22 protein-coding genes are annotated in these 22,072 nt (G+C 71.4%); 7 read left to right on the top strand and 15 right to left on the bottom strand.

The features are described 5' to 3' along the window. Nucleotides 1–8: 8 nt before the first annotated feature. The gene (locus ACQF4J_RS27160) at nt 9–371 is read right to left on the bottom strand and encodes a four-helix bundle copper-binding protein (protein WP_351565419.1); all 363 of its coding nucleotides are present in this window, start codon (nt 369–371) and stop codon (nt 9–11) included. Nucleotides 372–565: 194 nt separating this feature from the next. After that, nucleotides 566–1,723 carry an acyl-CoA dehydrogenase gene (locus ACQF4J_RS27155; RefSeq protein ID WP_142152361.1) on the bottom strand — a complete coding sequence of 386 codons (1,158 nt, stop codon included), beginning with the start codon at nt 1,721–1,723 and terminating at the stop codon, nt 566–568. 179 nt (nt 1,724–1,902) lie between these two features. Between ACQF4J_RS27155 and ACQF4J_RS27150 the strand changes: the two genes are divergently transcribed. After that, a complete protein-coding gene (locus ACQF4J_RS27150) occupies nt 1,903–3,246 on the top strand; it encodes a UDP-glucose dehydrogenase family protein (RefSeq protein WP_351565415.1) in 1,344 nt (447 codons plus the stop codon). A gap of 93 nt (nt 3,247–3,339) precedes the next feature. Here the strand turns inward: ACQF4J_RS27150 and ACQF4J_RS27145 are convergent, their stop codons facing one another. Next, on the bottom strand, nt 3,340–3,840 hold the full coding sequence (locus ACQF4J_RS27145; RefSeq protein ID WP_351565412.1) for a CGNR zinc finger domain-containing protein: 501 nt from the start codon (nt 3,838–3,840) through the stop codon (nt 3,340–3,342). A gap of 108 nt (nt 3,841–3,948) precedes the next feature. Here ACQF4J_RS27145 and ACQF4J_RS27140 point away from each other — a divergent pair, with 108 nt between their 5' ends. Together ACQF4J_RS27140 and ACQF4J_RS27135 are read left to right on the top strand one after the other, a co-directional pair. Further along, nucleotides 3,949–4,308: a VOC family protein gene (locus tag ACQF4J_RS27140; protein WP_351565409.1), complete on the top strand. Its 360-nt coding sequence runs from the start codon at nt 3,949–3,951 to the stop codon at nt 4,306–4,308. A 13-nt stretch (nt 4,309–4,321) separates the two neighbouring features. Next, entirely contained in the window at nt 4,322–4,711 is a 390-nt protein-coding gene (locus ACQF4J_RS27135) for a VOC family protein (RefSeq protein WP_427166961.1), read from the top strand. A gap of 27 nt (nt 4,712–4,738) precedes the next feature. Here the strand turns inward: ACQF4J_RS27135 and ACQF4J_RS27130 are convergent, their stop codons facing one another. The 4 genes from ACQF4J_RS27130 to ACQF4J_RS27115 all read right to left on the bottom strand — a co-directional run bounded on the left by ACQF4J_RS27130 (nt 4,739) and on the right by ACQF4J_RS27115 (nt 8,840). Beyond that, nucleotides 4,739–5,857: a dipeptidase gene (locus ACQF4J_RS27130; RefSeq protein WP_351565398.1), complete on the bottom strand. Its 1,119-nt coding sequence runs from the start codon at nt 5,855–5,857 to the stop codon at nt 4,739–4,741. Nucleotides 5,858–5,995: 138 nt separating this feature from the next. Beyond that, nucleotides 5,996–7,174: a dipeptidase gene (locus tag ACQF4J_RS27125; protein ID WP_351565395.1), complete on the bottom strand. Its 1,179-nt coding sequence runs from the start codon at nt 7,172–7,174 to the stop codon at nt 5,996–5,998. A 5-nt stretch (nt 7,175–7,179) separates the two neighbouring features. After that, a complete protein-coding gene (gene purE, locus ACQF4J_RS27120) occupies nt 7,180–7,704 on the bottom strand; it encodes a 5-(carboxyamino)imidazole ribonucleotide mutase (RefSeq protein WP_351565393.1) in 525 nt (174 codons plus the stop codon). Further along, nucleotides 7,701–8,840: a 5-(carboxyamino)imidazole ribonucleotide synthase gene (locus ACQF4J_RS27115; protein ID WP_351565390.1), complete on the bottom strand. Its 1,140-nt coding sequence runs from the start codon at nt 8,838–8,840 to the stop codon at nt 7,701–7,703. The genes purE and ACQF4J_RS27115 overlap by 4 nt, the downstream gene beginning before the upstream one ends. 238 nt (nt 8,841–9,078) lie before the next feature. Between ACQF4J_RS27115 and ACQF4J_RS27110 the strand changes: the two genes are divergently transcribed. Then, entirely contained in the window at nt 9,079–9,600 is a 522-nt protein-coding gene (locus ACQF4J_RS27110; RefSeq protein ID WP_351565387.1) for a GtrA family protein, read from the top strand. A gap of 43 nt (nt 9,601–9,643) precedes the next feature. Here the strand turns inward: ACQF4J_RS27110 and ACQF4J_RS27105 are convergent, their stop codons facing one another. Beyond that, a complete protein-coding gene (locus tag ACQF4J_RS27105; protein ID WP_351805910.1) occupies nt 9,644–10,918 on the bottom strand; it encodes an ATP-binding protein in 1,275 nt (424 codons plus the stop codon). A gap of 123 nt (nt 10,919–11,041) precedes the next feature. Then, entirely contained in the window at nt 11,042–11,719 is a 678-nt protein-coding gene (locus tag ACQF4J_RS27100) for a response regulator transcription factor (protein WP_058928367.1), read from the bottom strand. Nucleotides 11,720–12,015: 296 nt separating this feature from the next. Between ACQF4J_RS27100 and ACQF4J_RS27095 the strand changes: the two genes are divergently transcribed. Then, nucleotides 12,016–13,512, top strand: a complete 1,497-nt coding sequence (locus ACQF4J_RS27095) for an oligopeptide:H+ symporter (protein ID WP_351565381.1) — start codon at nt 12,016–12,018, stop codon at nt 13,510–13,512. A 67-nt stretch (nt 13,513–13,579) separates the two neighbouring features. Here ACQF4J_RS27095 and ACQF4J_RS27090 read toward each other — a convergent pair whose 3' ends face one another. The 6 genes from ACQF4J_RS27090 to ACQF4J_RS27065 form a co-directional block, all read right to left on the bottom strand. Next, nucleotides 13,580–14,812 (bottom strand): hypothetical protein, encoded by a 1,233-nt coding sequence (locus tag ACQF4J_RS27090; protein WP_351565545.1) that lies wholly within the window; start codon nt 14,810–14,812, stop codon nt 13,580–13,582. Between the two features lie 62 nt (nt 14,813–14,874). Then, the gene (locus ACQF4J_RS27085) at nt 14,875–15,963 is read right to left on the bottom strand and encodes a hypothetical protein (RefSeq protein WP_351565378.1); all 1,089 of its coding nucleotides are present in this window, start codon (nt 15,961–15,963) and stop codon (nt 14,875–14,877) included. Then, entirely contained in the window at nt 15,960–16,799 is an 840-nt protein-coding gene (locus ACQF4J_RS27080; RefSeq protein ID WP_427166960.1) for a hypothetical protein, read from the bottom strand. Before ACQF4J_RS27080 ends, ACQF4J_RS27085 begins: the two co-directional genes overlap by 4 nt. Nucleotides 16,800–16,929: 130 nt before the next feature. After that, on the bottom strand, nt 16,930–17,634 hold the full coding sequence (locus ACQF4J_RS27075) for an LPXTG cell wall anchor domain-containing protein (protein WP_351565372.1): 705 nt from the start codon (nt 17,632–17,634) through the stop codon (nt 16,930–16,932). Nucleotides 17,635–17,799: 165 nt separating this feature from the next. Further along, nucleotides 17,800–18,354, bottom strand: a complete 555-nt coding sequence (locus ACQF4J_RS27070; RefSeq protein WP_351565369.1) for an ATP-binding protein — start codon at nt 18,352–18,354, stop codon at nt 17,800–17,802. Nucleotides 18,355–18,635: 281 nt separating this feature from the next. After that, nucleotides 18,636–19,013 carry an STAS domain-containing protein gene (locus ACQF4J_RS27065; protein WP_058924921.1) on the bottom strand — a complete coding sequence of 126 codons (378 nt, stop codon included), beginning with the start codon at nt 19,011–19,013 and terminating at the stop codon, nt 18,636–18,638. Between the two features lie 239 nt (nt 19,014–19,252). Between ACQF4J_RS27065 and ACQF4J_RS27060 the strand changes: the two genes are divergently transcribed. Continuing rightward, on the top strand, nt 19,253–20,191 hold the full coding sequence (locus ACQF4J_RS27060; protein ID WP_351565363.1) for an RNA polymerase sigma factor SigF: 939 nt from the start codon (nt 19,253–19,255) through the stop codon (nt 20,189–20,191). A gap of 199 nt (nt 20,192–20,390) precedes the next feature. Next, nucleotides 20,391–22,067 (top strand): ricin-type beta-trefoil lectin domain protein, encoded by a 1,677-nt coding sequence (locus ACQF4J_RS27055; protein ID WP_427166958.1) that lies wholly within the window; start codon nt 20,391–20,393, stop codon nt 22,065–22,067. The last annotated feature ends 5 nt before the right edge of the window (nt 22,068–22,072 follow it).

The raw sequence follows: 22,072 nt of genomic DNA, 5'->3' as shown, positions 1-22,072 counted from the left end.
GGTGAGGGTCACATCGTGGCGCCCGCCATGGTCCGGCACATCTGCGCGCAGCGGCGACACGCCTCGGCGCAACGCATCATCTGGGGGTCGTCCGGCATGGACATACACGCCTCCGCGCACATCTCGCAGGCCTTGGCGCACATCGCGCACATCTCGGCCGACATGGGCGAGCGGCGCATCATCATGTCGGCGCACATGCGGGTCATCTCGGAGCAGTCGATGAGCGCGCGCATGATCTGCATCTGGGCCTGACCGCCCATCTGCATACAGGAGCTCATGGTCTCCTCGCACATGCTGTGGCACGCCATGCATGCCTCGACGCAGTCCTGCATCTCCTTGGACATGGCGGCCGCGGGTCCGGTCTGGGTCATGGCTCCTCCTGGGAGGGAGAGGGGCCCGGGGCGGGCCCCGTGTGGTACCCGTCCTACGCCCACCGGGCGCGACGCGCCATCGGGCGGACGCGAACAATCCGCTACGAATTGCCCCACCACGGGGATCACAGAAGCCCCCGGGTTCCCCCGGGGGCTTCTGTGTCGCTACGCCGATCGGCGAGAGCCGTCGGGCGTCACGGCAGGTTGCGGGCCATGACGATGCGCTGCACCTGGTTGGTGCCCTCGTAGATCTGGGTGATCTTGGCATCGCGCATCATGCGCTCCACCGGGTAGTCGCGGGTGTAGCCGTAGCCGCCGAGGAGCTGCACCGCGTCGGTGGTGACCTCCATGGCCACGTCCGAGGCGAAGCACTTCGCCGCCGCGCCCTGGAAGGTCAGGTCGGCGTCACCGCGCTCGGAGGCGGCCGCGGCCTGGTAGGTCAGGGCGCGGGCGGCGGCGATCTTCATGGCCATGTCGGCGAGCATGAACTGGATGCCCTGGAAGTCGGCGATCGGCTTGCCGAACTGCTTGCGCTCCTGGACGTAACCCTTGGCGTAGTCGAGGGCGCCCTGTGCGACACCGAGCGCCTGCGCCGCGATGGTGATGCGGGTGTGGTCGAGGGTCTTCATCGCCGTGGCGAAGCCGGTGCCCTCCTCGCCGATCATGCGGTCGGCGGGGATGCGGACGTTGTCGAAGTAGACCTCGCGGGTCGGGGAGCCCTTGATGCCGAGCTTCTTCTCCGGGGCACCGAAGGAGACGCCCTCGTCCGACCGCTCGACGACGAAGGCGGAGATGCCCTTGGAGCGCTTGGCGGGGTCGGTGACCGCCATGACCGTGTAGTACTCGGAGACGCCCGCGTTGGTGATCCAGCGCTTCACGCCGTTGAGGACCCAGTGGTCGCCGTCGCGGACTGCCTTGGTCTTCATGCCGGCCGCGTCCGAGCCAGCCTCCGGCTCGGAGAGGCAGTACGAGAACATCGCGTCGCCCTTGGCGAGCGGGCCCAGGTACTTCTTCTTCAGCTCCTCGGAGCCGGAGAGGATCACCGGGAGGGAGCCGAGCTTGTTCACGGCCGGGATGAGGGAGGAGGAGACGCAGACGCGGGCGACCTCCTCGATCACGATGACCGTCGCGAGGGCGTCGGCGCCGGCGCCGCCGTACTCCTCGGGCACGTGGACGGCGGCGAGCTCGTTGGCGACGAGCGCGTCGAGGGCCTCCTGCGGGAAGCGGGCCTCCTCGTCCACCGCGGCGGCGTACGGTGCGATCTTCGCCTCGGCCAGGGAGCGGACGGCGTCACGGAGCATGTCGTGCTCCTCGGACGGGCGGTACAGGTCGAAGTCAGCCGATCCGGCCAAGGTCTCTCACGCTCCAAAACGCTGCGATTGCCGACGCTAATTACCGTTAAGTAACTCAAATTTTAGAGGGCGGCTCACCGGACTGATACGTGAGCTTGGCGACAGCGGGAAAAGTGCCCGGCGAACGGCCCGACTATGCTCGGCTCCGCATCGCCAACGTCCCCACTCTGGAGCATCCCATGGCCCTCAGGATCACCGTGATCGGCACCGGCTATCTCGGCGCGACGCATGCCGCCGCCATGGCGGAGCTGGGCTTCGAGGTGCTGGGGCTCGACGTGGTGCCGGAGAAGATCGCCAAGCTGGAGCGGGGCGAGGCGCCCATGTTCGAGCCCGGCCTGGAGGAGCTGCTGCGCAAGCACGTCGCCGGGATCGAGGGCTCCACCGGACGGCTGCGCTTCACCATGGACTGGGCCGAGGTCGGCGCGTTCGGCGACGTGCACTTCCTGTGCATCAACACCCCGCAGAAGCACGGCGAGTACGCCTGCGACATGTCGTACGTCGAGTCCGCGTTCGCCTCTCTCGCCCCGCATCTGGCCGGTCCCGCGCTGGTCGTGGGCAAGTCGACCGTGCCGGTGGGGTCCGCCGACCGGCTGGCCCGCTATCTCGCCGAGCACGCCCCCGCCGGGGAGGACGCCGAGCTGGCCTGGAACCCGGAGTTCCTGCGCGAGGGCTTCGCCGTCGAGGACACCCTGCGGCCGGACCGGATCGTGGCCGGCGTGCGCAGCGAGCGGGCCGAGAAGCTGCTGCGCGAGGTGTACGCCACGCCGATCGCGCAGGGGACGCCGTTCGTGGTGACGGACTTCCCGACGGCCGAGCTGGTGAAGACCTCCGCGAACTCCTTCCTGGCCACCAAGATCTCCTTCATCAACGCGATGGCGGAGATGTGCGAGGCCTCCGGGGGCGACGTGGCCAAGCTGGCGGAGGCCATCGGGTACGACGACCGGATCGGCAGGAAGTTCCTGCGGGCGGGGATCGGGTTCGGCGGCGGCTGTCTGCCCAAGGACATCCGGGCGTTCATGGCGCGCGCCGGTGAGCTGGGCGCGGACCAGGCGCTGACGTTCCTGCGGGAGATCGACTCGATCAACATGCGCCAGCGCGGGCAGATGGTGGAGCTGGCCAGGCAGGCGCTGGGTGGCGGGCCGTTCCTGGGCAAGCGGGTCGCGGTGCTCGGTGCGACGTTCAAGCCGGACTCGGACGACGTGCGCGACTCCCCCGCGCTGAACGTGGCGGGGCAGATCCACCTCCAGGGCGGCCAGGTGACCGTCTACGACCCCAAGGGCATGGACAACGCCCGCAAGGTCTTCCCCACCCTCGGGTACGCGGACTCGGCGACGGCGGCGGTGCGGGGCGCGGACGTCGTCCTGCATCTGACGGAGTGGCGGGAGTTCCGCGAGCTGGACCCGGCGGAGCTGGGCGAGGTGGCGGCGGCCCGGGTGATCCTGGACGGGCGCAACGCGCTCGATCCGGCACTGTGGCGCAAGGCGGGGTGGACGTACCGGGCGATGGGCCGGCCCACCGCGTAACCGCGCGGACGACGCCGGTTCGGCCGAGGCTCAGTCGGCCGAACCGGCGTCTCGTTGCATTCTGCACCACCGGTGCGGGCGGTGGCCGGAGAACTACTTGGCCCGGTAGCGGCGCATCTTCGCGCGGGCCCCGCAGACCTGCATCGAGCACCAGCGGCCGCGTCCGGCGGGGCTGCGGTCGTAATAGGCCCAGTGGCAGGTGTCGGCCTCGCAGGCTTTGAGGCGCAGCCAGGTGCCCGCGACGAGGGCTTCGGCGACGGCGGCGGCGACGCGGGAGAGCAGGGGGCGTGCGTCGGCGGGGGTGAGCGCGGCGGAGCCGTCGGTGGCGTCGACGGTGACGCGCAGCGGGGCGGACGCCAGCAGGTCGTCCAGGGGTACGACGTGGGTGTGCGGCGGGTGGCCGGCGTGGGCGAGCAGTGCCGCGCGCAGGGATTCGCGCAGTTCGCGTGCGGTCGGGACCTCGTCCTGGGTGAGTCCGAGGCGCGCCCGGCCGCCCTCGGTGTCGAGGGCGTCGGCTCCCGACTCGATGTCCAGCGTGTTGACCAGGGACTCGACCAGTGCGAGGCCCCCGGGCGCGGCCGATCTCTCACTCATGGCTGCACGCTACCTCCGGGAATTCCTCTTGCGACGTTACCTCCAATGGGGCAGCATGCGGTAACGGTTACTCCTTGACCGCATCTACTGGTAACGCAGGAGGAAGTCATGGCTCTCGCCAAGCTGGGCACCGTCGTCCTGGACTGTCCCGACCCGCGCGCGCTCGCCGGTTTCTACGCCGAGGTGCTGGGCGGCACCGTCGAGGCGGACGGCGACTGGGTGGACCTCACGACCCCCGACGGCCGGGCGCTGGCCTTCCAGGCCTCCCCCGGCTTCGTCGCCCCCGAGTGGCCCACGCCGGACCGCTCGCAGCAGTTCCATCTCGACCTGACCGTGGAGGACTTGGACAAGGCCGAGGCCGGTGTCGTGGCGCTCGGCGCGAAGCCGCTGGACGCGGACGACCGCTCGCGGAGCTGGCGTGTGTACGCCGATCCGGCAGGGCACCCGTTCTGCCTCTGTGCCTGCTGATCAGGAGGACACCATGGCCGTGGCCCGTTTCCGTTCCGTCGTGATCGACTGCCCCGACCCGCACGCGCTGGCCGACTTCTACGCACAGGTCGTCGGCGGCACCCCGCGGGCCGAGGACGACGACTGGGTCGTCCTGCGCGTCCCGGACGGGCCGCGGCTGGCCTTCCAGCGGGCGGAGGGTCTCACTCCGCCCGAGTGGCCGCGCGCGGACCGCAACTCGCAGCAGTTCCACCTCGACTTCGACGCCGGTTCGACGTGGGAGGAGATGGACGCGGCTCACGAGCGGGTGCTGGCGCTGGGGGCGACGCCGCTGGACCTGGGGGACCGCAAGGAGAAGGACTTCCAGGTGTACGCCGACCCGGCGGGGCATCCGTTCTGCCTGTGCCGGATCGAGGAGTCGTAGGGCCCCGCCCGTCGTGGGCCCCGTCCGTCACCCGTCCAGGTCGGCGATCTTCGCCGTCGATGGCTCGCGGCGCAGCTGGGCGGCGCGGGCCGTGAAGTCGGCGTTGCGCAGCACGCGCTGGACGTTCCCCCAGGTCAGCAGGGCCAGGTCGCGTTCGGACCAGCCGCGATGCAGGAGCTCGGCGATCAGCAGCGGGTAGCAGGAGGCGTCGGCCAGGTCCTGGGGGTGGGCGGTGCCGGCGTCGTAGGTGCCGGACAGGCCGACGCACTCGGGCCCGGCGATCTCGCGGACGTGGTCGAGGTGGTCGGCGACGTCCCGGACCGAGGGCCCGGCCTGCTCCGCCGTCAGCGGCACCATGCACAGGCCCCCGGCGGCGCCGAGCTCGGCGAGCAGGTCGTCGGGGAGGTTGGCCGGGTGGGGGCGCAGGGCGCGGGCGGCGGAGCGGGTGAACAGCACCGGCGCCTTGGAGACGGCGACGGCGCGGCGGATGGTGTCGGCGGAGGCGCCGGAGAGGTCGGCGAGCACGCCGAGCCGGTTCATCTCCCGCACGACCTCCTCGCCGAACCGGGTCAGCCCGGCCTCGCTGGCCCAGGACGCGCCGCTCAGGGTGAGGACGCGCAGCCCGAGGGAGCGCAGGGAGCGCAGGATGCCGAGGGAGTCGCCGAGGGCGGCCGCGCCCGCGGGGCCGAGCAGGACGGCGATGCGGCCGCAGTTGCGGGCGTCGGTGACCTGTCCGGCGGCGCCGGACAGCCGCAGGCCCTCGGGGTGGGCGTGGACGACCGTCTTGACCAGGTCGAGCTGCTCCAGGGTGGCCCCGACGGCCCGGTCCCCGGCCAGCCCCTCGGGCAGGTGCAGCGACCAGAACAGCGCGCCGACGTGCCCTTCCCGCAGCCGCGGCACGTCGGTGTCCACGGCGCTCTCGCCGAGCTCCAGGTCGTACCAGCGCAGGTGTCTGAGCGCCCACGGCAGTCCGCTGTAGCCGTCCGCCACGGGATGCGCGGCGAGGATGGCGTGGGCGCGTTCCAGCGGAGCGCCGTCCGGGTCGGAGACAGGGGTGTACGGCTCCGCGGTCTCGAAGGGGTCCGGCAGGCCGTCGAGCCCGTCGGCCTCGGTCGTCGTGTCCAGTTCGTCCTGGAGATCTGCCATGGCGGGCTCCGTACGTCGTGATCGTCCCGAAGGATCCCGAAGATGTACGGTCACCGTCGCACGGAGCCGGTGCGGCTTCCTGGTGGGTGGGGCGTTCGGGGGTCGGCCGGTCCAGCGACCCCCTGCCGCCGCGCCGTGTCAGCCGTCCAGTTCGCCGATCGTCGCGTTCGACGGCCGCCGCGTGCCCTGGAGCTCGCGCGCCACGTCCTCCGCGGCGCCCAGCACCCGTACCGCGTTCTGCCAGGTGAGCTTGGCCAGGTCGGCCCTGGACCAGCCGCGGTCGAGGAGTTCGGCGAGGAGGTTCGGGTAGCCGGAGACGTCGTTCAGACCGTCGGGGGTGAAGGCCGTGCCGTCGTAGTCGCCGCCGATGCCGAGGTGGTCGACGCCGGCGACCTCGCGCATGTGGTCCAGGTGATCGGCGACCGTGGAGACCGTCGCGACCGGGCGCGGGTTGCGCTCCTCGAAGGCCCGGTGGACCTTCATGGCCTGCGGGCTCGTGTCGAGGTGGTGCAGGCCGTGGGCGCGCATGTTCTCGTCGGCCGCGGCCGTCCAGTCGACGGCGGCCTGGAGCACGAACTTCGGCACGAAGGTCACCATCGCCATGCCGCCGTTGCCGGGGAGGCGTTCGAGGACGTCGTCCGGGATGTTGCGCGGGTGGTCGCACACGGCCCGCGAGGAGGAGTGGGAGAAGATCACCGGCGCGCTGGTGGCGTCCAGCGCGTCCCGCATGGTCGTCGCCGCCACGTGCGAGAGGTCGACGAGCATGCCGAGCCGGTTCATCTCCCGCACGACCTCACGGCCGAAGGCCGACAGGCCGCCGACGTTCGGCTCGTCGGTCGCCGAGTCCGCCCAGTCATTGTTGTCGTTGTGGGTGAGCGTCATGTAGCGCACGCCCAGCGCGTACAGCCCGCGCAGCGTGCCGAGGGAGTTGGCGATCGAGTGGCCGCCCTCGGCGCCCATCAGGGAGGCGATACGGCCGTCCCGCCGTGCCGCCTCCATGTCCGCCGCGGTCAGCGCGGGCGCCAGGTCCGCCGGGTAGCGCGCCAGCAACTGCCGTACGCAGTCGATCTGTTCCAGGGTCGCCGGCACCGCGTCCGGCAGGTCCGAGCGCACGTACACCGACCAGTACTGCGCGCCGACCCCGCCCTCGCGCAGGCGCGGGATGTCGGTGTGCAGATGCGCGTTCTGGTGTACGGCGATGTCGCGGGCGGCGAGGTCGTAGCGGACCTGCTCGCGCAGGGCCCAGGGCAGGTCGTTGTGGCCGTCGACGACCGGGAACTCGGCAAGGAGTTCCCGGGCCTGCTCCAGTGAGCTCACGGGCGTCACTTCCCGAAGCCGAAGCCGCCGCCGTTGCCGTCGACCTTGGCGCGCAGGCGCTTGCCCTTCTCGGTGGCCTGGTCGTTCAGGTCCTGCTGGAAGTCGCGCATCTTCTGCAGCAGGTCCTCGTCGTGGGCGGCGAGGATGCGGGCCGCGAGCAGGCCGGCGTTGCGGGCGCCGGCGACGGAGACGGTCGCGACGGGGACGCCGGCCGGCATCTGCACGATCGACATCAGGGAGTCCATGCCGTCGAGGTACTTCAGCGGCACGGGGACGCCGATGACCGGCAGCGGGGTGACGGAGGCGAGCATGCCGGGGAGGTGGGCCGCGCCTCCGGCGCCCGCGATGATCACCTTCAGGCCCCGGTCGGCCGCCTGCTCGCCGTACGTGATCATCTCGCGCGGCATCCGGTGCGCGGAGACGACGTCGACCTCGTAGTCGATCTCGAACTCGTCCAGGGCCTTGGCGGCGGCCTCCATGACCGGCCAGTCGCTGTCCGAACCCATGACGATGCCTACAACGGGGCTCATTCGGTGATCGTGCCTCTCAGGTAGCCGGCTGCGTGACGCGCGCGCTCGAGAACGTCGTCCAGGTCGTCGCCGTAGGTGTTGACGTGGCCGACCTTGCGGCCGGGCTTCACGTCCTTGCCGTACATGTGGATCTTCAGCTGGGGGTCGCGGGCCATGCAGTGCAGGTACGCGGAGTACATGTCCGGGTAGTCGCCGCCGAGGACGTTGACCATGACCGTCCACTTCGCGCGCGGGCGCGGGTCGCCGAGCGGGAGGTCGAGGACGGCGCGGACGTGGTTGGCGAACTGGGAGGTGATCGCGCCGTCCTGGGTCCAGTGGCCGGAGTTGTGCGGGCGCATCGCCAGTTCGTTGACCAGGACGCGGCCGTCGCGGGTCTGGAACAGCTCGACGGCGAGGTGGCCGACCACGCCGAGTTCCTTGGCGATGGTCAGGGCCATCTCCTCGGCCTTGAGCGCGAGGGCCTCGTCGAGGTCGGGGGCGGGCGCGATCACCGTGTCGCAGACGCCGCCCACCTGCTGGGACTCCACCACCGGGTAGGCGACGGCCTGGCCGTGCGGGGAGCGGACGACGTTGGCGGCGAGCTCGCGGACGTAGTCGACCTTCTCCTCGGCCAGCACGGGGACGCCGGCGCGGAAGGGGTCCTCGGCCTCCTCCGCGCTGTCCACGACCCACACGCCCTTGCCGTCGTAGCCGCCGCGGACGGTCTTGAGGACGACGGGGAAGCCGTCGCCCTCCGCCGCGAACGCGGCCACGTCGGCCGGGTCGCTGACGATCCTGTGCCGTGGGCACGGGATGCCGAGCGCGTCGAGTCTCGCGCGCATCACGCCCTTGTCCTGGGCGTGCACGAGCGCGTCGGGGCCGGGGCGCACGGGGATGCCGTCCGCCTCCAGGGCCCGCAGGTGCTCGGTGGGCACGTGCTCGTGATCGAAGGTGATCACGTCACAGCCCTGCGCGAAGGCACGCAGCGTGTCCAGGTCGCGGTAGTCGCCGACGACGACATCGCCGACGACCTGGGCCGCGGAGTCCTGGGGAGTGTCACTGAGGAGCTTGAACCTGATGCCGAGCGGGATGCCTGACTCGTGTGTCATACGAGCGAGCTGGCCTCCGCCGACCATGCCGACTACCGGGAACGTCACGCCCCTAGGGTATCGGCCGCGCCACGGGGACCGGTTTCCGGCCGTTTCCGGGGGCTCTTACCGGGCTCTTCCCGGACTTTTCCCTCGCCTCCCCCGCTCTTCCCGACCTCTTTCCGACCCGTTTCCGACCTGTGAGCTCATGCACAGGCGATCGCAACGGGCGGTGGTTAGCATGGCTGGGTTGGCGAAAACGACGAAAAACGACGGTGAAACCTACCGGATGGGAGCCTCAAGGACCATGGAACAGGGTTCCTCCGGGCTGCGAAGGCTCACTCAGGAGATCGCCAAGTTCGGGGCGGTGGGCGCGCTCGGCACCGTCGTGAACTTCGGCGTCTCCAACCTGCTGTGGCATGTGACCAGCCTGCAGGCGGTGCGCGCCAACGTCATCGCGACCGTCGTCGCCATCGGGGTCAACTATCTGGGCTTCCGCTATTTCACCTACCGCGACCGTGACAAGAGCGCCCGGACCAGGGAACTGACGCTTTTCCTCGCGTTCAGCCTGGTCGGTCTGGTGATCGAGAACGGTGTGCTGTACGCCGCGATCTACGGCTTCGGCTGGGACAGCTCGCTGCAGCGGAACATTTTCAAGGTCGTCGGTATCGGGCTGGGCACGCTGTTCCGGTTCTGGTCCTACCGCACCTGGGTGTTCAAGGCGCTGCCGGCCCGGGAGGCCGTCGCCGACGCGGAGGCCTTTCTGGAGGCCGAGGCGGAGGCCTCGGCCCAGCTGGGGCGACGCAAGGCGCGGCAGCGGGTCGGCTGACGCGGACTGACGAACGCCGGCGGCCGCGCGGCCACGCCCGGGTTCAGCGGACCGTCGGCTCCTCGTCCGTCCGGGGCCGCTTCAGGGGCGGTGTGCGGGACAGGAACAGACCGAAGACCGGCGGCTTCGTCTGGAGCATCTCCAGACGGCCGCCGTCCGCCTCCGCGAGGTCGCGGGCCACGGCCAGGCCGATGCCGGTCGAGTTGCGGCCGCTGATGGTCCGCTCGAAGATGCGCGCGCCGAGGTCGGCCGGTACGCCCGGGCCCTCGTCCGTCACCTCCACCACCGCCTGGTTGCCGGTGACCCGGGTGCGCAGCGCCACCGTGCCCCCGCCGTGCATCAGCGAGTTCTCGATCAGGGCCGCCAGGACCTGGGCCACGGCGCCCGGGGTGCCCACGGCCTGCAGGTGCCGCTTGCCGGAGCTGACGATCGCCCGCCCCGCGCTGCGGTAGGCGGGCCGCCACTCGGCCAGCTGCTGCTGGATGACCTCGTCGAGGTCGAAGGAGACGGCGTTGCCGGCGCGGGGGTCGCGGGAGTTGGTGAGGAGACGTTCCACCACGTCCGTCAGGCGCTCCACCTGGGTCAGGGCGACGTTTGCCTCGTCCTTCACGGTGTCCGGATCGTCGGTGAGGGTGATCTCCTCCAGCCGCATCGACAGCGCGGTGAGCGGCGTACGGAGCTGGTGGGAGGCGTCGGCGGCCAAGCGCCGCTCGGCGGTGAGCATCCGGGCGATGCGCTCGGCGGAGGAGTCCAGGACGTCCGCGACGCGGTCCAGCTCGGGGACGCCGTAGCGCTTGTGGCGGGGGCGCGGGTCGCCGGAGCCCAGCCGCTCCGCGGTCTCGGCGAGGTCGGTGAGCGGGGAGGCGAGCCGGTTGGCCTGGCGGATGGCGAGGAGTACGGCGGCCACGACCGCGAGCAGCGCGACCAGGCCGATGATCAGCAGCGTCCGGCCGACCTCCCGGCTGACGGTCGAGCGGGGCTCCTCGACGACGACCGTCTCGCCCTCCTCGCCGGTGGCGTGGCCCCGGATGACCTCGCCCTCGGGCTTGGTGCCGAGGGTGAAGGAGGACTGCCCGGGGATCGTGACCACGGCGTAGCGGTCGCCGGTGACCTGGCCGTGCAGCACCTCCGGGTTGACCGCCCCCGCCCCGATCAGCCGGCTGTCCACGATGCTGGCCAGCCGCTGCGCCTCGGAACTCACCCGTTCCTGGGCGCTGTTGCTGATGGTCCGCGTCTCGACGATGACGAGGGAGACGCCGAAGACGGCGATGACCACCAGCACGACGGCGAGGGTGGACTGAATCAGACGACGACGCACGGGGCCCTCCGAGCCAACGGTTCTACAACGCCCTCAGGGGCGCGGGGAACTGCGCGACCGGCCCCCGCGCGTCCGCGGCCTCGCCACTCACCGAAACCACCCCTGCGTAACGCGCGTAGCCGACTAGCTCTTCTCGAAACGGAAGCCGACACCCCGCACCGTCGCGATGTACCGGGGGTTCGCCGCGTCGTCGCCCAGCTTCTTGCGCAGCCAGGAGATGTGCATGTCGAGCGTCTTCGTGGACGACCACCAGGTGGTGTCCCACACCTCGCGCATCAGCTGGTCGCGGGTGACGACCCGTCCCGCGTCCCGCACCAGCACCCGCAGCAGGTCGAACTCCTTGGCGGTCAGCTGGAGTTCCTCGTCCCCCATCCACGCCCGGTGCGACTCGACGTCGATCCGCACGCCGTGCGTGGCGGGCGGCTGCGCCGGCTCGGCGGCGCCGCGCCGCAGCAGGGCCCGCACCCGGGCGAGCAGTTCGGCGAGCCGGAAGGGCTTGGTGACGTAGTCGTCGGCGCCCGCGTCGAGACCGACGACGGTGTCCACCTCGTCGGCCCGCGCGGTCAGGATGAGGATCGGCACGGTGTGGCCTTCGGCGCGCAGCCGGCGGGCGACCTCGAGGCCGTCCATGCCGGGCAGACCGAGGTCAAGCACGACCAGGTCGACGCCGCCCTGCATTCCGGCGTCGAGCGCGGTGGGTCCGTCCTCGCGCACCTCCACCTCGTAACCTTCCCGGCGCAGTGCGCGGGCCAGCGGCTCCGAGATGGACGCGTCGTCCTCGGCGAGCAGTACACGGGTCATGAGGTGATGGTAGTCCGCTCCCGACAGGTGCTGGGGTGTGATCGGCGAGCGTGGTTCTTACCTTCGTACGCACCGAAACGAACCTGTGTATCAATGGGGTGATCTTGTAAGGGACCTTGGAAAGCGGGTGTACGGTTCCAAGGTCACCTGTGATTCACATCTCAAGTCCTTCCTTTTCCGGCACTACTCTGCCGTATGGTGAAAAAGCAACGCCTGTAGCACTGCGGGGACCTTTGGCGGCATTGACGCCGAAGGTCTCTTTTGTGTGCGGTAACCCCCACCAGCAAGGAACGACCATGGCGTCCAGCCTGACGAAGGACTCGGTCCGCCCGGAGACCCCCGGCACCGGGAAGACCTTCTTCGGCCACCCCCGCGGACTGGCCACTCTGTTCATGACCGAGATGTGGGAGCGCTTCTCCTACTACGGCATGAAGGCCCTGCTCCCGCTGTACCTGGTGGCCCCGGGCGGCCTGCACCTGAGCGCGGCGACCGCGACCGCGATCTACTCGGTGTACCTGTCGCTCGTGTACCTGCTCGCCCTCCCGGGCGGCTGGTTCGCGGACCGGGTCCTCGGCCCCCGCAAGACCGTCGCCGTCGCCGGCGCGGTCATCATGCTCGGCCACCTCACCCTGGCCCTGCCGAGCGCCGGCACCTTCTACGCGGGCCTCGGCCTGGTCGCCATCGGCTCCGGCCTGCTCAAGGCCAACATCTCCACGATGGTCGGCCACCTCTACGACGGCCCCGAGGACCCGCGCCGGGACGGCGGCTTCACCGTCTTCTACATCGGCATCAACCTCGGCGCGTTCGCCGCGCCGCTGGTCATCGGCACCGTCGGTGAGAACGTCAACTGGCACCTGGGCTTCGCGCTCGCCGCGGTCGGCATGGCGCTGGGTCTGGCCCAGTTCCTGCTCGGCAGCCGTCACCTGGACGCGCGCTCGAACGTCGTCCCGACCCCGCTGTCGGCCGAGGAGAAGGCCAGGACGCTGCGCAAGTCGGCCTTCTGGGCCGCCGTGGCCGTCGTCTTCTACGCGGTCGTCGGCTTCTCCGGCCACTACACCCTGAACTGGCTGCTGGTCCCGATCACGATCGCCGGCCTGCTCATCCCGGTGATGGTCATCGCCCGCATCAAGCGGGACCGGGAGCTGAGCCGGGTCGAGCAGTCGAAGATGTCCGCGTACATCTGGTTCTTCGTCGCCGCGGCCGTGTTCTGGATGATCTACGACCAGGGCGGCTCGACGGTGTCGCTGTTCGCCGACTCCTCGGCGAAGAACACCGTCTTCGGCTGGGACTTCCCCGTCTCCTGGTACCAGTCGGTCAACCCGGTCATGATCATGGCGTTCGCGCCGCTCTTCGCCTGGATGTGGCTGGCGCTGGCCCGGCGCGGCAAGGAGCCGAGCACGGCCGTGAAGTTCGCGATGGGCCTGGTGCTGATCGGCGCCTCGTTCTTCCTGTTCCTCGCGCCGCTCGGCATCGCCGACGGCGGGCACAAGGCCGCGGCGATGTGGCTGGTCGGCATCTACTTCGTGCAGACGGTGGGTGAGCTGACGCTCTCGCCGGTCGGCCTGTCGGTCACCACGAAGATGGCCCCGGCGAAGTACGCCTCGCAGATGATGGGCGTCTGGTTCCTGGCCGTCACCGCCGGTGACGCCACGACCGGCCTGCTCTCCATCGCCGGCGTCGACCTCAACAAGACGGGCATCGTGGCCCTCCAGGCGGTCCTCGCCGTCCTCGCGGGCGCCGCGGTGTGGATGTACCGCAGGAAGGTGAAGGAGCTCATGGGCGACGTGCACTGACGCGCGGGCACCCGGGAGAGAGCCACCTCGTCCTTCGGGACGGGGTGGCTCTTCTCGTTCTCGCGTGTCACCGGGTGCGTCGGCCCGGCATGAACGTGAAGACCGCCGCGCCCAGCAGCACCGCGGTGCCCGCCACCAGGCCCAGGGCCTTCAGTGCGCCGTGGTCGCTCGAACCCGTCTCCGCCAGGCCGCCGCTCGACGACGAGGACGAGGACGTGCCGCCGGACGTCGAGGTGCCGCCCGAGGCACCGCTCGCCTGCTGGGTCGTGTCCAGGGTCAGGGAGACCGCCGTCCTGTCCGGCTTGCAGGTGGTGGTCGTACCCAGGGCGTTGATCGTCAGGACGCCCGGGGACAGGGTCGAACTGCCGTTCGCGCCGGGTTTGTAGGTGCCCGTCAGGTCGGGGATCTCTATCGGGTCGCCCGACTTGATGGCCTGGGAGTTGGTCGGCCCCTCCACGTGCACCGTGCCCTTGTCGGCGCCGCCGAGGACGACCTCCATGGACGGCTTGACCGATCCGGCCGGGATGTCGGCGGGGCTGTCCATCACCGACTTCTTGAACTGCACGGTGAGGCCGAAGCTGCCGCCGTCCTTCTTGGCGTTGATCTGGATGGGCGAGGTGGCCTTCTTCTCGCCGATCGGGGACTGGCAGGTGTAGGGGATGTCGACTTCCTTGCCGGTGAAGTCGGTCTGGCCGTCACCGGCGGACGCGGAGGCCGAGGCCGTCTCGGTAGCGGACGCGGTGTCCGTGGGGGTCGCGGAGGAACTGGAGGTGTCCGTCGGTGTCGCCGACGTCGTACCGCCGTCGCCCGGCGCCACCTCGATCGTCGCCGCCTTCTGCACCGTCTCCTTCGGGGTGCACTTGGTGTCCGTGGACATGGCGTTGACCGTGTAGGCGTCCGGCGTCAGCGTCACCTCGCCGGCCGTCGTCAGCTTCAGGGTGCCCTTCATGTCGGAGAGCACCATGGCGCCGCCCTTGGGGATCGCCGGGTTCTCCCGGGGCCCCTGCATCGCGATGTCCGCGGTCTGCGCGCCGGCCGCCTTGAGGGTGCCGGACGGCTGGACGGAGTTGGCGGGCAGGTCGATGATGTCCGGGTTCTTGGAGGCTGCCTGGACGAACTTCCATACGACGTTCACGGTGTCGCCGACCTTGGCGGTGGCCGGCGCGGTGATCTCGACCTTGGTGGTGCCGTCGACGGGGTCGATGCCGGCGGGCGGCACACAGTGCGTCGCGAACGACACCTCAGCGGCCTGCGCGGAGGTGGCGGCCAGCCCCAGCAGGGCCGCGGCGCCGCCGAGCACGAGCGCGACACCCGCCGCGAGCGGCCTCCCTCCGCCGGCCGGTGTGACTCTCCTTCGCTTTCTCACGTCGTTCCCTTCCTGGTGGGAGTCGTGGGACTCGTCGGACTGTCGTCGTGCGGTGCGGAGAGCCGACCGGCCGTGTTCGGATCGGAGTCCGGGGCGAACCACGGCAGGGTCGAACGGGGCGGGGGCGCCGCGTGGGCGCCCGGCTTGTGGTTGCCCAGACCCGGCAGGCGCAGGGCCAGTTCGGGCAGGCGCAGCCCGCGGTGCCGCAGGCCGCCGGCGCGGCGGGGCCGCACCCGGTCCACGATCGCCATCCCGGCGCGGAACAGCGCCGCCGGGACCACCAGGCAGACCAGGACCCAGAACAGGGTCACGCCCCAGGGCCGGCCCACGCCCCAGGGCTGCTCGGCGAGGACCTTCCCGCCGTACTTCAGGGAGACCGTGTAGTCGCCGTGCGCGCCCGCCGAGAGTTCGACCGGCAGCTTGATCTGCGCCTTCTTCCCGGAGCCGAGGGTGCCGCGCCACTCCTGGTCCTCCCACTGCGGAGCGAACACGCCGTGGGAGGTGCCCACTTGGAAGACCGGGTTCCTGATCGGGGCGGTGCCGGCGTTGCCGACGGTGAAGACGAGGGTGCGTGAGGGCGGTGCGCCGAACCAGGTGAGCAGGCCGCTGGAGCCGTCGAGCCGGGTGTCGGTCAGGATCGACAGGCGTCCGCCGGAGGGCTCGGCCGGCAGCGGTTCCACGGCGTGCCCGGCCACCTTCAGGACGGCGTCCGCCTGCGCCTTCGCGCCCTCCACGGTCGCCACGTGCACGACGCACGGGCAGGGCACCGGCGGCTCGGCGACGGGCAGTTTCCTGGTGAAGGAGCCCTTGGCATCGGTGGTGACGGCCCTGCCGTCGCCGTTGGCACAGGAGTTGGTGCCGCCGATCACGCCACGCGACGGCGTGGACTGTCCGCAGACCAGCATCATCAGCAGCGCGTGCGGCCGCCAGCCGCTGCCGCCGACGGTGATCGAACCTCCGGTCCCCGCCTGGGACTTGGAGAGCTTCACGCTCGGCCCGTCCGCCGCCGCGGTCCCCGCCGTCAGCGGCAGCAGGAGCAGCGCGAACACCGCCAGCAGCGCGGCCGTCCTCACCTTGCCGTTCACGTCACCGCTCCCGTCGACTCGACCTCCGCCCGCGGATGTTCGGGGGCTTCCTCGGGTGGACTACGCCTGTGCCGTCGCAGTCGTACGAGGAGCAGCGCGCCCCCCGCCGTCACCGCGCCCGCGGCCCCCGCCACCCCGCCCCACGGCACGAACCGGGCGGACGCGGCGGCCGAGCCCTTCGCGCCGCCGGGTGCCGTCACCGTCAGCCGGACGTCGACCGCGTCCAGGGCGGGGTGGTCGCGCCAGGGCTCGGTCAGGCGCAGCCGGCGGCCGGGCGCGAGGCGGACCGGCAGGGTGCGCGGAGCGCGGTCCAGGACCTGGCCGAGGAGGCCGTCCGCGTGCACGGCGAGGGTCGGGACCAGGGTCGTCGTACCACGGTTGACCAGCTCGTACGTGATGCGGTCGGCGTGCACGGCCACCCGCTCGACGGTCAGCGCGGACAGCTGCGGCCCGCCCGCCCGCAGTCGGAGCGGGACCGTGGCCGTGCGGCCGTCCTGGTCGCGGGCGACGATCTCGCCGCTGCGGTCGCCGCTGGCGCTCACCGTGAAGGGGACGTCGGCGCGGGTGCGGGCGGGCACGCGTACGCGGCTCTTCGCGAACACGGCCCGGACGCCCCGGCCGCCGAGCCGTACCGTGACCGGCCGCCCGCTGCGGTTGGTGACCGACACCGTGTCCTGCAGGACCGTCCCGGACGCGCCCTCGGCGTAGAAGGAGGGCCGCGACCCCCCGGCGGGCGCGAGCGACCACCCGTCCGCCGCGCTCGCGGCGGGAGCGGCCGTCAGCAGGACCAGCAGGGGCAGACCCAGGACGGCCGGAACACGGACGGGTGAGGGCATCGGGCGGCTCCAACGACGGTCAAGATGCGAAGCACGAGGCGGTCGGCGGGTCGGTGGGGGTGGGGTGCGGTCGGTGTGGGGGCTGGTGCCGTGGACGTCGGCGTGCGCTGTGCGGTCGGTCGCGGGACGCTCAGCGGCGTGCGCGGGCCGTCTGGTTCCTGCGGGTGATCCACAGCGCACCCGCCGCTCCGGCGAGGAGCACCGTGCCGCCGAGGGTGCCCAGGGCGATCGCGGAGTCGTCGGGACCGGTCTGCGGGAGGGAACCGCCGGAGTCCGAGCCGGTCGAACCGGTCGTGCCGGTGCCGCCGGAGGAGCCGCCTCCGCTCGCCGCCGTGACGTCGAGGGTCAGCGCCGGGCCGGGGCTGTTGGAGGGCGTGCACGTGGTCGTCGTACCGAGCGCCTTGATGGTGAGGATGCCCGGCGTGAAGGTCACGCTGCCCGTCTTCTTCGGCGTGTACGTCCCCGTCAGGTCACTGATCTTGATCGGCGTGTTGGCGGGGATCGCCGCCTGGTTGGCGGGGCCGCTCACGTTCATCGTGCCGCTGTCGGCGCCGCCCAGCTTGATGGTGGCGCTCGGGTTCATCGCGCCCTTGCCCAGCTCCACCGGACTGGACGAGACACCCTTCTGCCAGGACATGGTGATCTTGTAGCCGCTGCCGCTCTTGACGCCGGTGATGTCGATGGGCGAGACGGCGCTCTTGTTCCCGATGGGCGTCTTGCACTGGTAGTTGACGTCGACGACCTTGGCCTGGGCTGCGGGGGCGGCCATCAGCACCGCCGAGCCCGCCAGGGCCGCGACGGACGCGAGCACGGCGGTTCGATTCCGGTACGACACGATTTCCGCTCCCTCTCGGTTTCCTGACGGCACATCAGATGGGCCGTCAAGGTACGCCCGGGTCCTTGAGGAGGGAAGAGAAGGTGCGCGCCGGAGTTGTGCGGATCCGGCGCGCACGAAAGGGGGTTCGAGTGGAGGGAGTGACCCTCGGTAACCCCAGCCCGGTCAGGCGGGAGCGCCCAGTTCCGCCCAGACCGTCTTGCCGGCCACGCCGGGCGTGCGCACGACGCCCCAGTCCAGGCACAGGCGCTGCACGATGAACATGCCGTGGCCGCCGGGGCGGCCCGCGCGGTGCGGGGTGCGGGGTGCCGGCTGGCCGGTGCCGCGGTCGGAGACCTCCAGGCGGATCACCTTGTTGTCGAGGGCGATCCACAGCTCACTGGGGCCCTCGGCGTGCAGGCAGGCGTTGGTGACCAGCTCGGACACGACGAGCAGCACGTCCTCGGCGGCGGCCCGCTGGTCGGCGCCGGCGGCCGGCAGCCAGCCCCACGCGTACAACGCCTGGCGGGTGAAGTCGCGGGCGAGGGGGACGACACCGCTGGCCCCGTCGAAGTTCAGTCTGCGGACCTGGCGCCCCTGTGACGACGCGGACGCCGCAGACGACGCGGCATCCACCTCGGCGGACGCCCCTGTCGTGGGCGCGCCCCCCTCGGACGTCCCGGAAGCGCCGCTTGGCTCCGGGCCGCGGTCGCCCGGCGGGTAAGGCCGGGTGGTGCTCATCAGCGCTTCACCTCACCGATTCACCAGTTCACGTTTCAAGAGTCTGTACGTGGCTCGACGGCTTTTCCCGTCGGCATGCCGTCTTTTTCTTTCGTGTCCCGTCGTTCGCTCACCGTCCCCCGTGCTCGCCGTGCCCGTCGGCAGGCTCAGGATGTCTCCTGCCCGACCGAACCGGCAGAACACCCCCTGTTTCGGCACGGAAAGCGTGACATCCGGAAAGTGCCGGTCACACGGGGGCGGGCGGGACGGGGGCGGCGCAGGGCCGGCCCGCCCCGCCGGGGTCAGCCGGATTGGTCGGCCAGGGCCGCCTCGAGCGTGTCGTGGACGGTGAAGACCGCCTCCGCTCCCGTGATCTCGAAGACCCGGGCCACCACCGGAAGCATTCCGGCGAGGTGGACACCGCCGCCGGCGGCCTCCGCCTTCAGCCGGGCGCCCAGCAGCACGTTGAGGCCTGTGGAGTCGCAGAACTCCAGCCGTGAACAGTCCACGACCAGCCGCTTGAATCCCTTGGCGAGGCAGTCCTCGAGGGGCTCGCGCAACAGATCGGCCGTATGGTGATCCAACTCACCTGCCGGCGTCACGACTGCGCTGGAGCCCTCTTCCCTGACCTCCACCAGAAGCCGGCCAGACTGTGCGCTGCCGACCGTCCCGCGGTCCATGCCGTCTCTCTCTCCCGACGTCGTGGCTGCTGACGTACGCCCTCGAACACTACGCCTTCCTCACACTTCCCGACACCCGAACAACCCCCCGCAAACGGACATAACCGCACGTAAGGCACTTGCGGCGGGTGTGGAAAAGCGGGTAGGGCTAGTAGGGATACGTAACCGACACGGCCGGCTTTGGAGGCGCCGCACACCGCAGTGCACGCACTGGCTTCGGCAGCCATATGCCGAGAACGATGGAGGACATCATGTCACCCCGGCTCGACGCACCGCATACCCGGCAGGCGACGTCGACACCCCCTCCGGAACATCTTGCTCCCATCGAGAGCATCGAGAGCCCCGAGAACGACGACACCGTCGGCACGGGCGCACTCGCCGGACTCCCGGAGATCCCGCCCTACGACGAGGTGGGTCCGGTCGACGCGCGAGCGCTGTCCAAGACCCTCTTCGAGCGACTCGAGTCACTCGAGGAAGGCACCCACGAGTACTCGTACGTCCGTAACACCCTCGTCGAACTCAACCTCGCACTGGTCAAGTTCGCCGCCTCCCGATTCCGTTCACGCAGTGAGCCGATGGAGGACATCATCCAGGTCGGCACCATCGGCCTGATCAAGGCGATCGACCGCTTCGAGCTCTCTCGGGGCGTGGAGTTCCCCACTTTCGCGATGCCAACCATCGTGGGTGAGATCAAGCGCTTCTTCCGCGACACCTCGTGGTCCGTGCGCGTCCCGCGCCGGCTGCAGGAGCTGCGGCTCGACCTGGCCAAGGCCGGGGACGAGCTCGCCCAGCAGCTGGACCGGGCACCGACGGTCGCCGAGCTCGCGGAGCGCCTGGGCCTCACCAAGGACGAGGTCGTCGAGGGCATGGCCGCCTCGAACGCCTACACCGCCTCCTCTCTGGACGCCCAGCCCGAGGAGGACGACGCGGAGGGCGCCCTCGCGGACCGGATCGGCTACGAGGACCACGGCATCGAGGGCATCGAGTACGTCGAGTCCCTCAAGCCGCTGATCGCCGAGCTCCCCGCCAGGGACCGGAAGATCCTCTCGCTGCGCTTCGTGGCGGGCATGACCCAGTCGGAGATCGGCGACGAACTCGGCATCTCCCAGATGCACGTCTCCCGGCTGCTGTCGCGGACGCTGGTACGGCTGCGCAAGGGGCTGACGCTGGAGGAATAGCACCGCGGCGGCCGCGAGACCGGCCGGTCCCGGGGCGGTGACGTCCGGCATCCGATGCCGGAAGCGCCGCCCCAGGTCGTTCACGGGTTACCCACAGAAACCCTTTCCCCAGAGCTTCACTTCCACCACTATGGGCCCCCTACCTGCCGGTAGGCCGGATTCGACGGCGCGCGGCGGGGTGGTGGAAGGGGGCCTGGACATGGCCGGGGCCTACGGGACCGACAACGGCGTCGCGACCGAGGGCGGTGTGTACGCGGACGTGCCCGACGCGCGGCTGACCGAGCTGCTGCGGGCCCGCACCGCCACCGTCTACCCGGCTCTGCGGGAGCTCCGCGCCCGCCACCAGCCGGCCGTCCTCGCCTACGCGCGCCTGTGCACGGCGAGCGAGTCCGCGGCCCGCCAGCTGGGCTCGCAGGCGTTCACGCTGGCCGCCCGGCAGACGGCGCGCGGCACCGAACCGTCGGTCCCGCTGCGGCACGAACTGCTGCTCCTGACCGGCCGGCTGGCCGTCTCCTGGGCCGGCGACGAACGGGCCGCGGGCCTCGACCCCGGCCTGCTGTTCGCCCTGAGCGCGTCGGGCCCGGACACGGTCGCCGACCCGCCGATGCTCGCCGCGTTCCGGTCCCTCCCCTCCCGCGCCCAGGGACTGGTCTGGTACGGCGTGGTGGAGCGGGAGGCGGAGCGGCGGACGGCCCTGCTGCTCGGTCTGACCCGCGAGGACGTCGCCCACGAGACACCCTCGGCCCTCCAGGCCATGGCCCAGGCCTGCCTCCGCCGGCGCCTCGCCGCCTCCGGCGACCCGCGCTGCGGCAACTTCGGCCGGCTGATCGAGGAGTCGGTACGCCCGGACAGCCCGCGCGAGAGCGCCGACCTGCGGGCCCACATGGTCCACTGCGCCCACTGCACGGCGGCGTACACGGACCTCTCCGCCCTGCGCGACTCGCCGCGCACCGCCCTGGCCGAGGGCCTGCTGCCGTGGTCCGGCACGGCCTACGCCACACGCGACACGACGACCACCGAGCCGAGGGGAGGGTCGACCGGGCGTCCCGGCGCCGGGCGAAGGCGGTCGAAGTCCGGGGGGCGGTCCTGGTTCGGGGGGCGTTCCAAGTCTGTCGGGCAGCCCGGGGCGCTCGCCCGGGCCGGGGCCCCGACCCGTACGCGGTTCCTCTTCGGTCCGGTCGCCTGGCCGGTCTCCCGGCGGCTCCTGTTGACCTGCGTCGCTCTCGGCGTGGCTCTGACGCCGCTGCTGGTGTTCGCGCTGTCGCGGGGCGGTGGTTCGCCGTCCTCGTCGCCGGGAGGGCCGGCGGGTGCCGTGCAGACGCCGACGGCTCCCCCGCAGGTGACGGTGACGGCGACCGTCTCCGCCACACCGTCCACCGCTCCCTCGCCCTCCCGCATCGCCAAGTCCCCCTCTCCGACGAAGAGCTCCACCCCCTCCAGGTCGGCGAAGCCCAGCCCCTCCCCGACCCACGCCCCAGACGGCAGGTACGCCCAGGTCGTGAACGTCTCGACGGGCCGCTGCCTGGACATCGCCGGCGACCTGAGCGACGGCACGGCCGTCGTCACGGCGCCCTGCTCCGGCGCCGCCACCCAGCGCTGGCGGGTCGACGCGGCGCGCGGGATCGTGCAGTCGTACGCCGACTCGGACTTCTGCCTCGACAGCCGGGGCTCCGTGGACCGGGGCGTCGGCATCTGGGAGTGCGCCTCGGTGGACGGCGACCACGGACAGAACCTGCGGTTCACGGTGGACTCCGACGGCGTGATCCGCCCCGCCATCGCCATCGAGACGGCCGTCGCGCCGGGCGGCGGCGACGGAGTGTCACTGCGGCCCCTCAGCGGCGGCCGGGAGCAGCGCTGGCGGGCGGGGGCCTCCTGACCCCG

The organism is Streptomyces sp. C1-1 (genome assembly GCF_050214755.1).
Lineage (GTDB): Bacteria > Actinomycetota > Actinomycetes > Streptomycetales > Streptomycetaceae > Streptomyces.
Note: the sequence above shows the minus strand (reverse complement) of the source record. Positions and strands in the feature narration are given on the sequence as shown.

Excerpts from the sequence above, each read along its gene's own strand:
- ACQF4J_RS27160 (WP_351565419.1), bottom strand. The coding sequence starts at position 371 with ATGACCCAGACCGGACCCGCGGCCGCCATGTCCAAGGAGATGCAGGAC.
- ACQF4J_RS27150 (WP_351565415.1), top strand. The coding sequence starts at position 1,903 with ATGGCCCTCAGGATCACCGTGATCGGCACCGGCTATCTCGGCGCGACG.
- ACQF4J_RS27145 (WP_351565412.1), bottom strand. The coding sequence starts at position 3,840 with ATGAGTGAGAGATCGGCCGCGCCCGGGGGCCTCGCACTGGTCGAGTCC.
- ACQF4J_RS27140 (WP_351565409.1), top strand. The coding sequence starts at position 3,949 with ATGGCTCTCGCCAAGCTGGGCACCGTCGTCCTGGACTGTCCCGACCCG.
- ACQF4J_RS27135 (WP_427166961.1), top strand. The coding sequence starts at position 4,322 with ATGGCCGTGGCCCGTTTCCGTTCCGTCGTGATCGACTGCCCCGACCCG.
- ACQF4J_RS27130 (WP_351565398.1), bottom strand. The coding sequence starts at position 5,857 with ATGGCAGATCTCCAGGACGAACTGGACACGACGACCGAGGCCGACGGG.
- purE (WP_351565393.1), bottom strand. The coding sequence starts at position 7,704 with ATGAGCCCCGTTGTAGGCATCGTCATGGGTTCGGACAGCGACTGGCCG.
- ACQF4J_RS27110 (WP_351565387.1), top strand. The coding sequence starts at position 9,079 with ATGGAACAGGGTTCCTCCGGGCTGCGAAGGCTCACTCAGGAGATCGCC.
- ACQF4J_RS27100 (WP_058928367.1), bottom strand. The coding sequence starts at position 11,719 with ATGACCCGTGTACTGCTCGCCGAGGACGACGCGTCCATCTCGGAGCCG.
- ACQF4J_RS27095 (WP_351565381.1), top strand. The coding sequence starts at position 12,016 with ATGGCGTCCAGCCTGACGAAGGACTCGGTCCGCCCGGAGACCCCCGGC.
- ACQF4J_RS27080 (WP_427166960.1), bottom strand. The coding sequence starts at position 16,799 with ATGCCCTCACCCGTCCGTGTTCCGGCCGTCCTGGGTCTGCCCCTGCTG.
- ACQF4J_RS27070 (WP_351565369.1), bottom strand. The coding sequence starts at position 18,354 with ATGAGCACCACCCGGCCTTACCCGCCGGGCGACCGCGGCCCGGAGCCA.
- ACQF4J_RS27065 (WP_058924921.1), bottom strand. The coding sequence starts at position 19,013 with ATGGACCGCGGGACGGTCGGCAGCGCACAGTCTGGCCGGCTTCTGGTG.
- ACQF4J_RS27060 (WP_351565363.1), top strand. The coding sequence starts at position 19,253 with ATGGAGGACATCATGTCACCCCGGCTCGACGCACCGCATACCCGGCAG.
- ACQF4J_RS27055 (WP_427166958.1), top strand. The coding sequence starts at position 20,391 with ATGGCCGGGGCCTACGGGACCGACAACGGCGTCGCGACCGAGGGCGGT.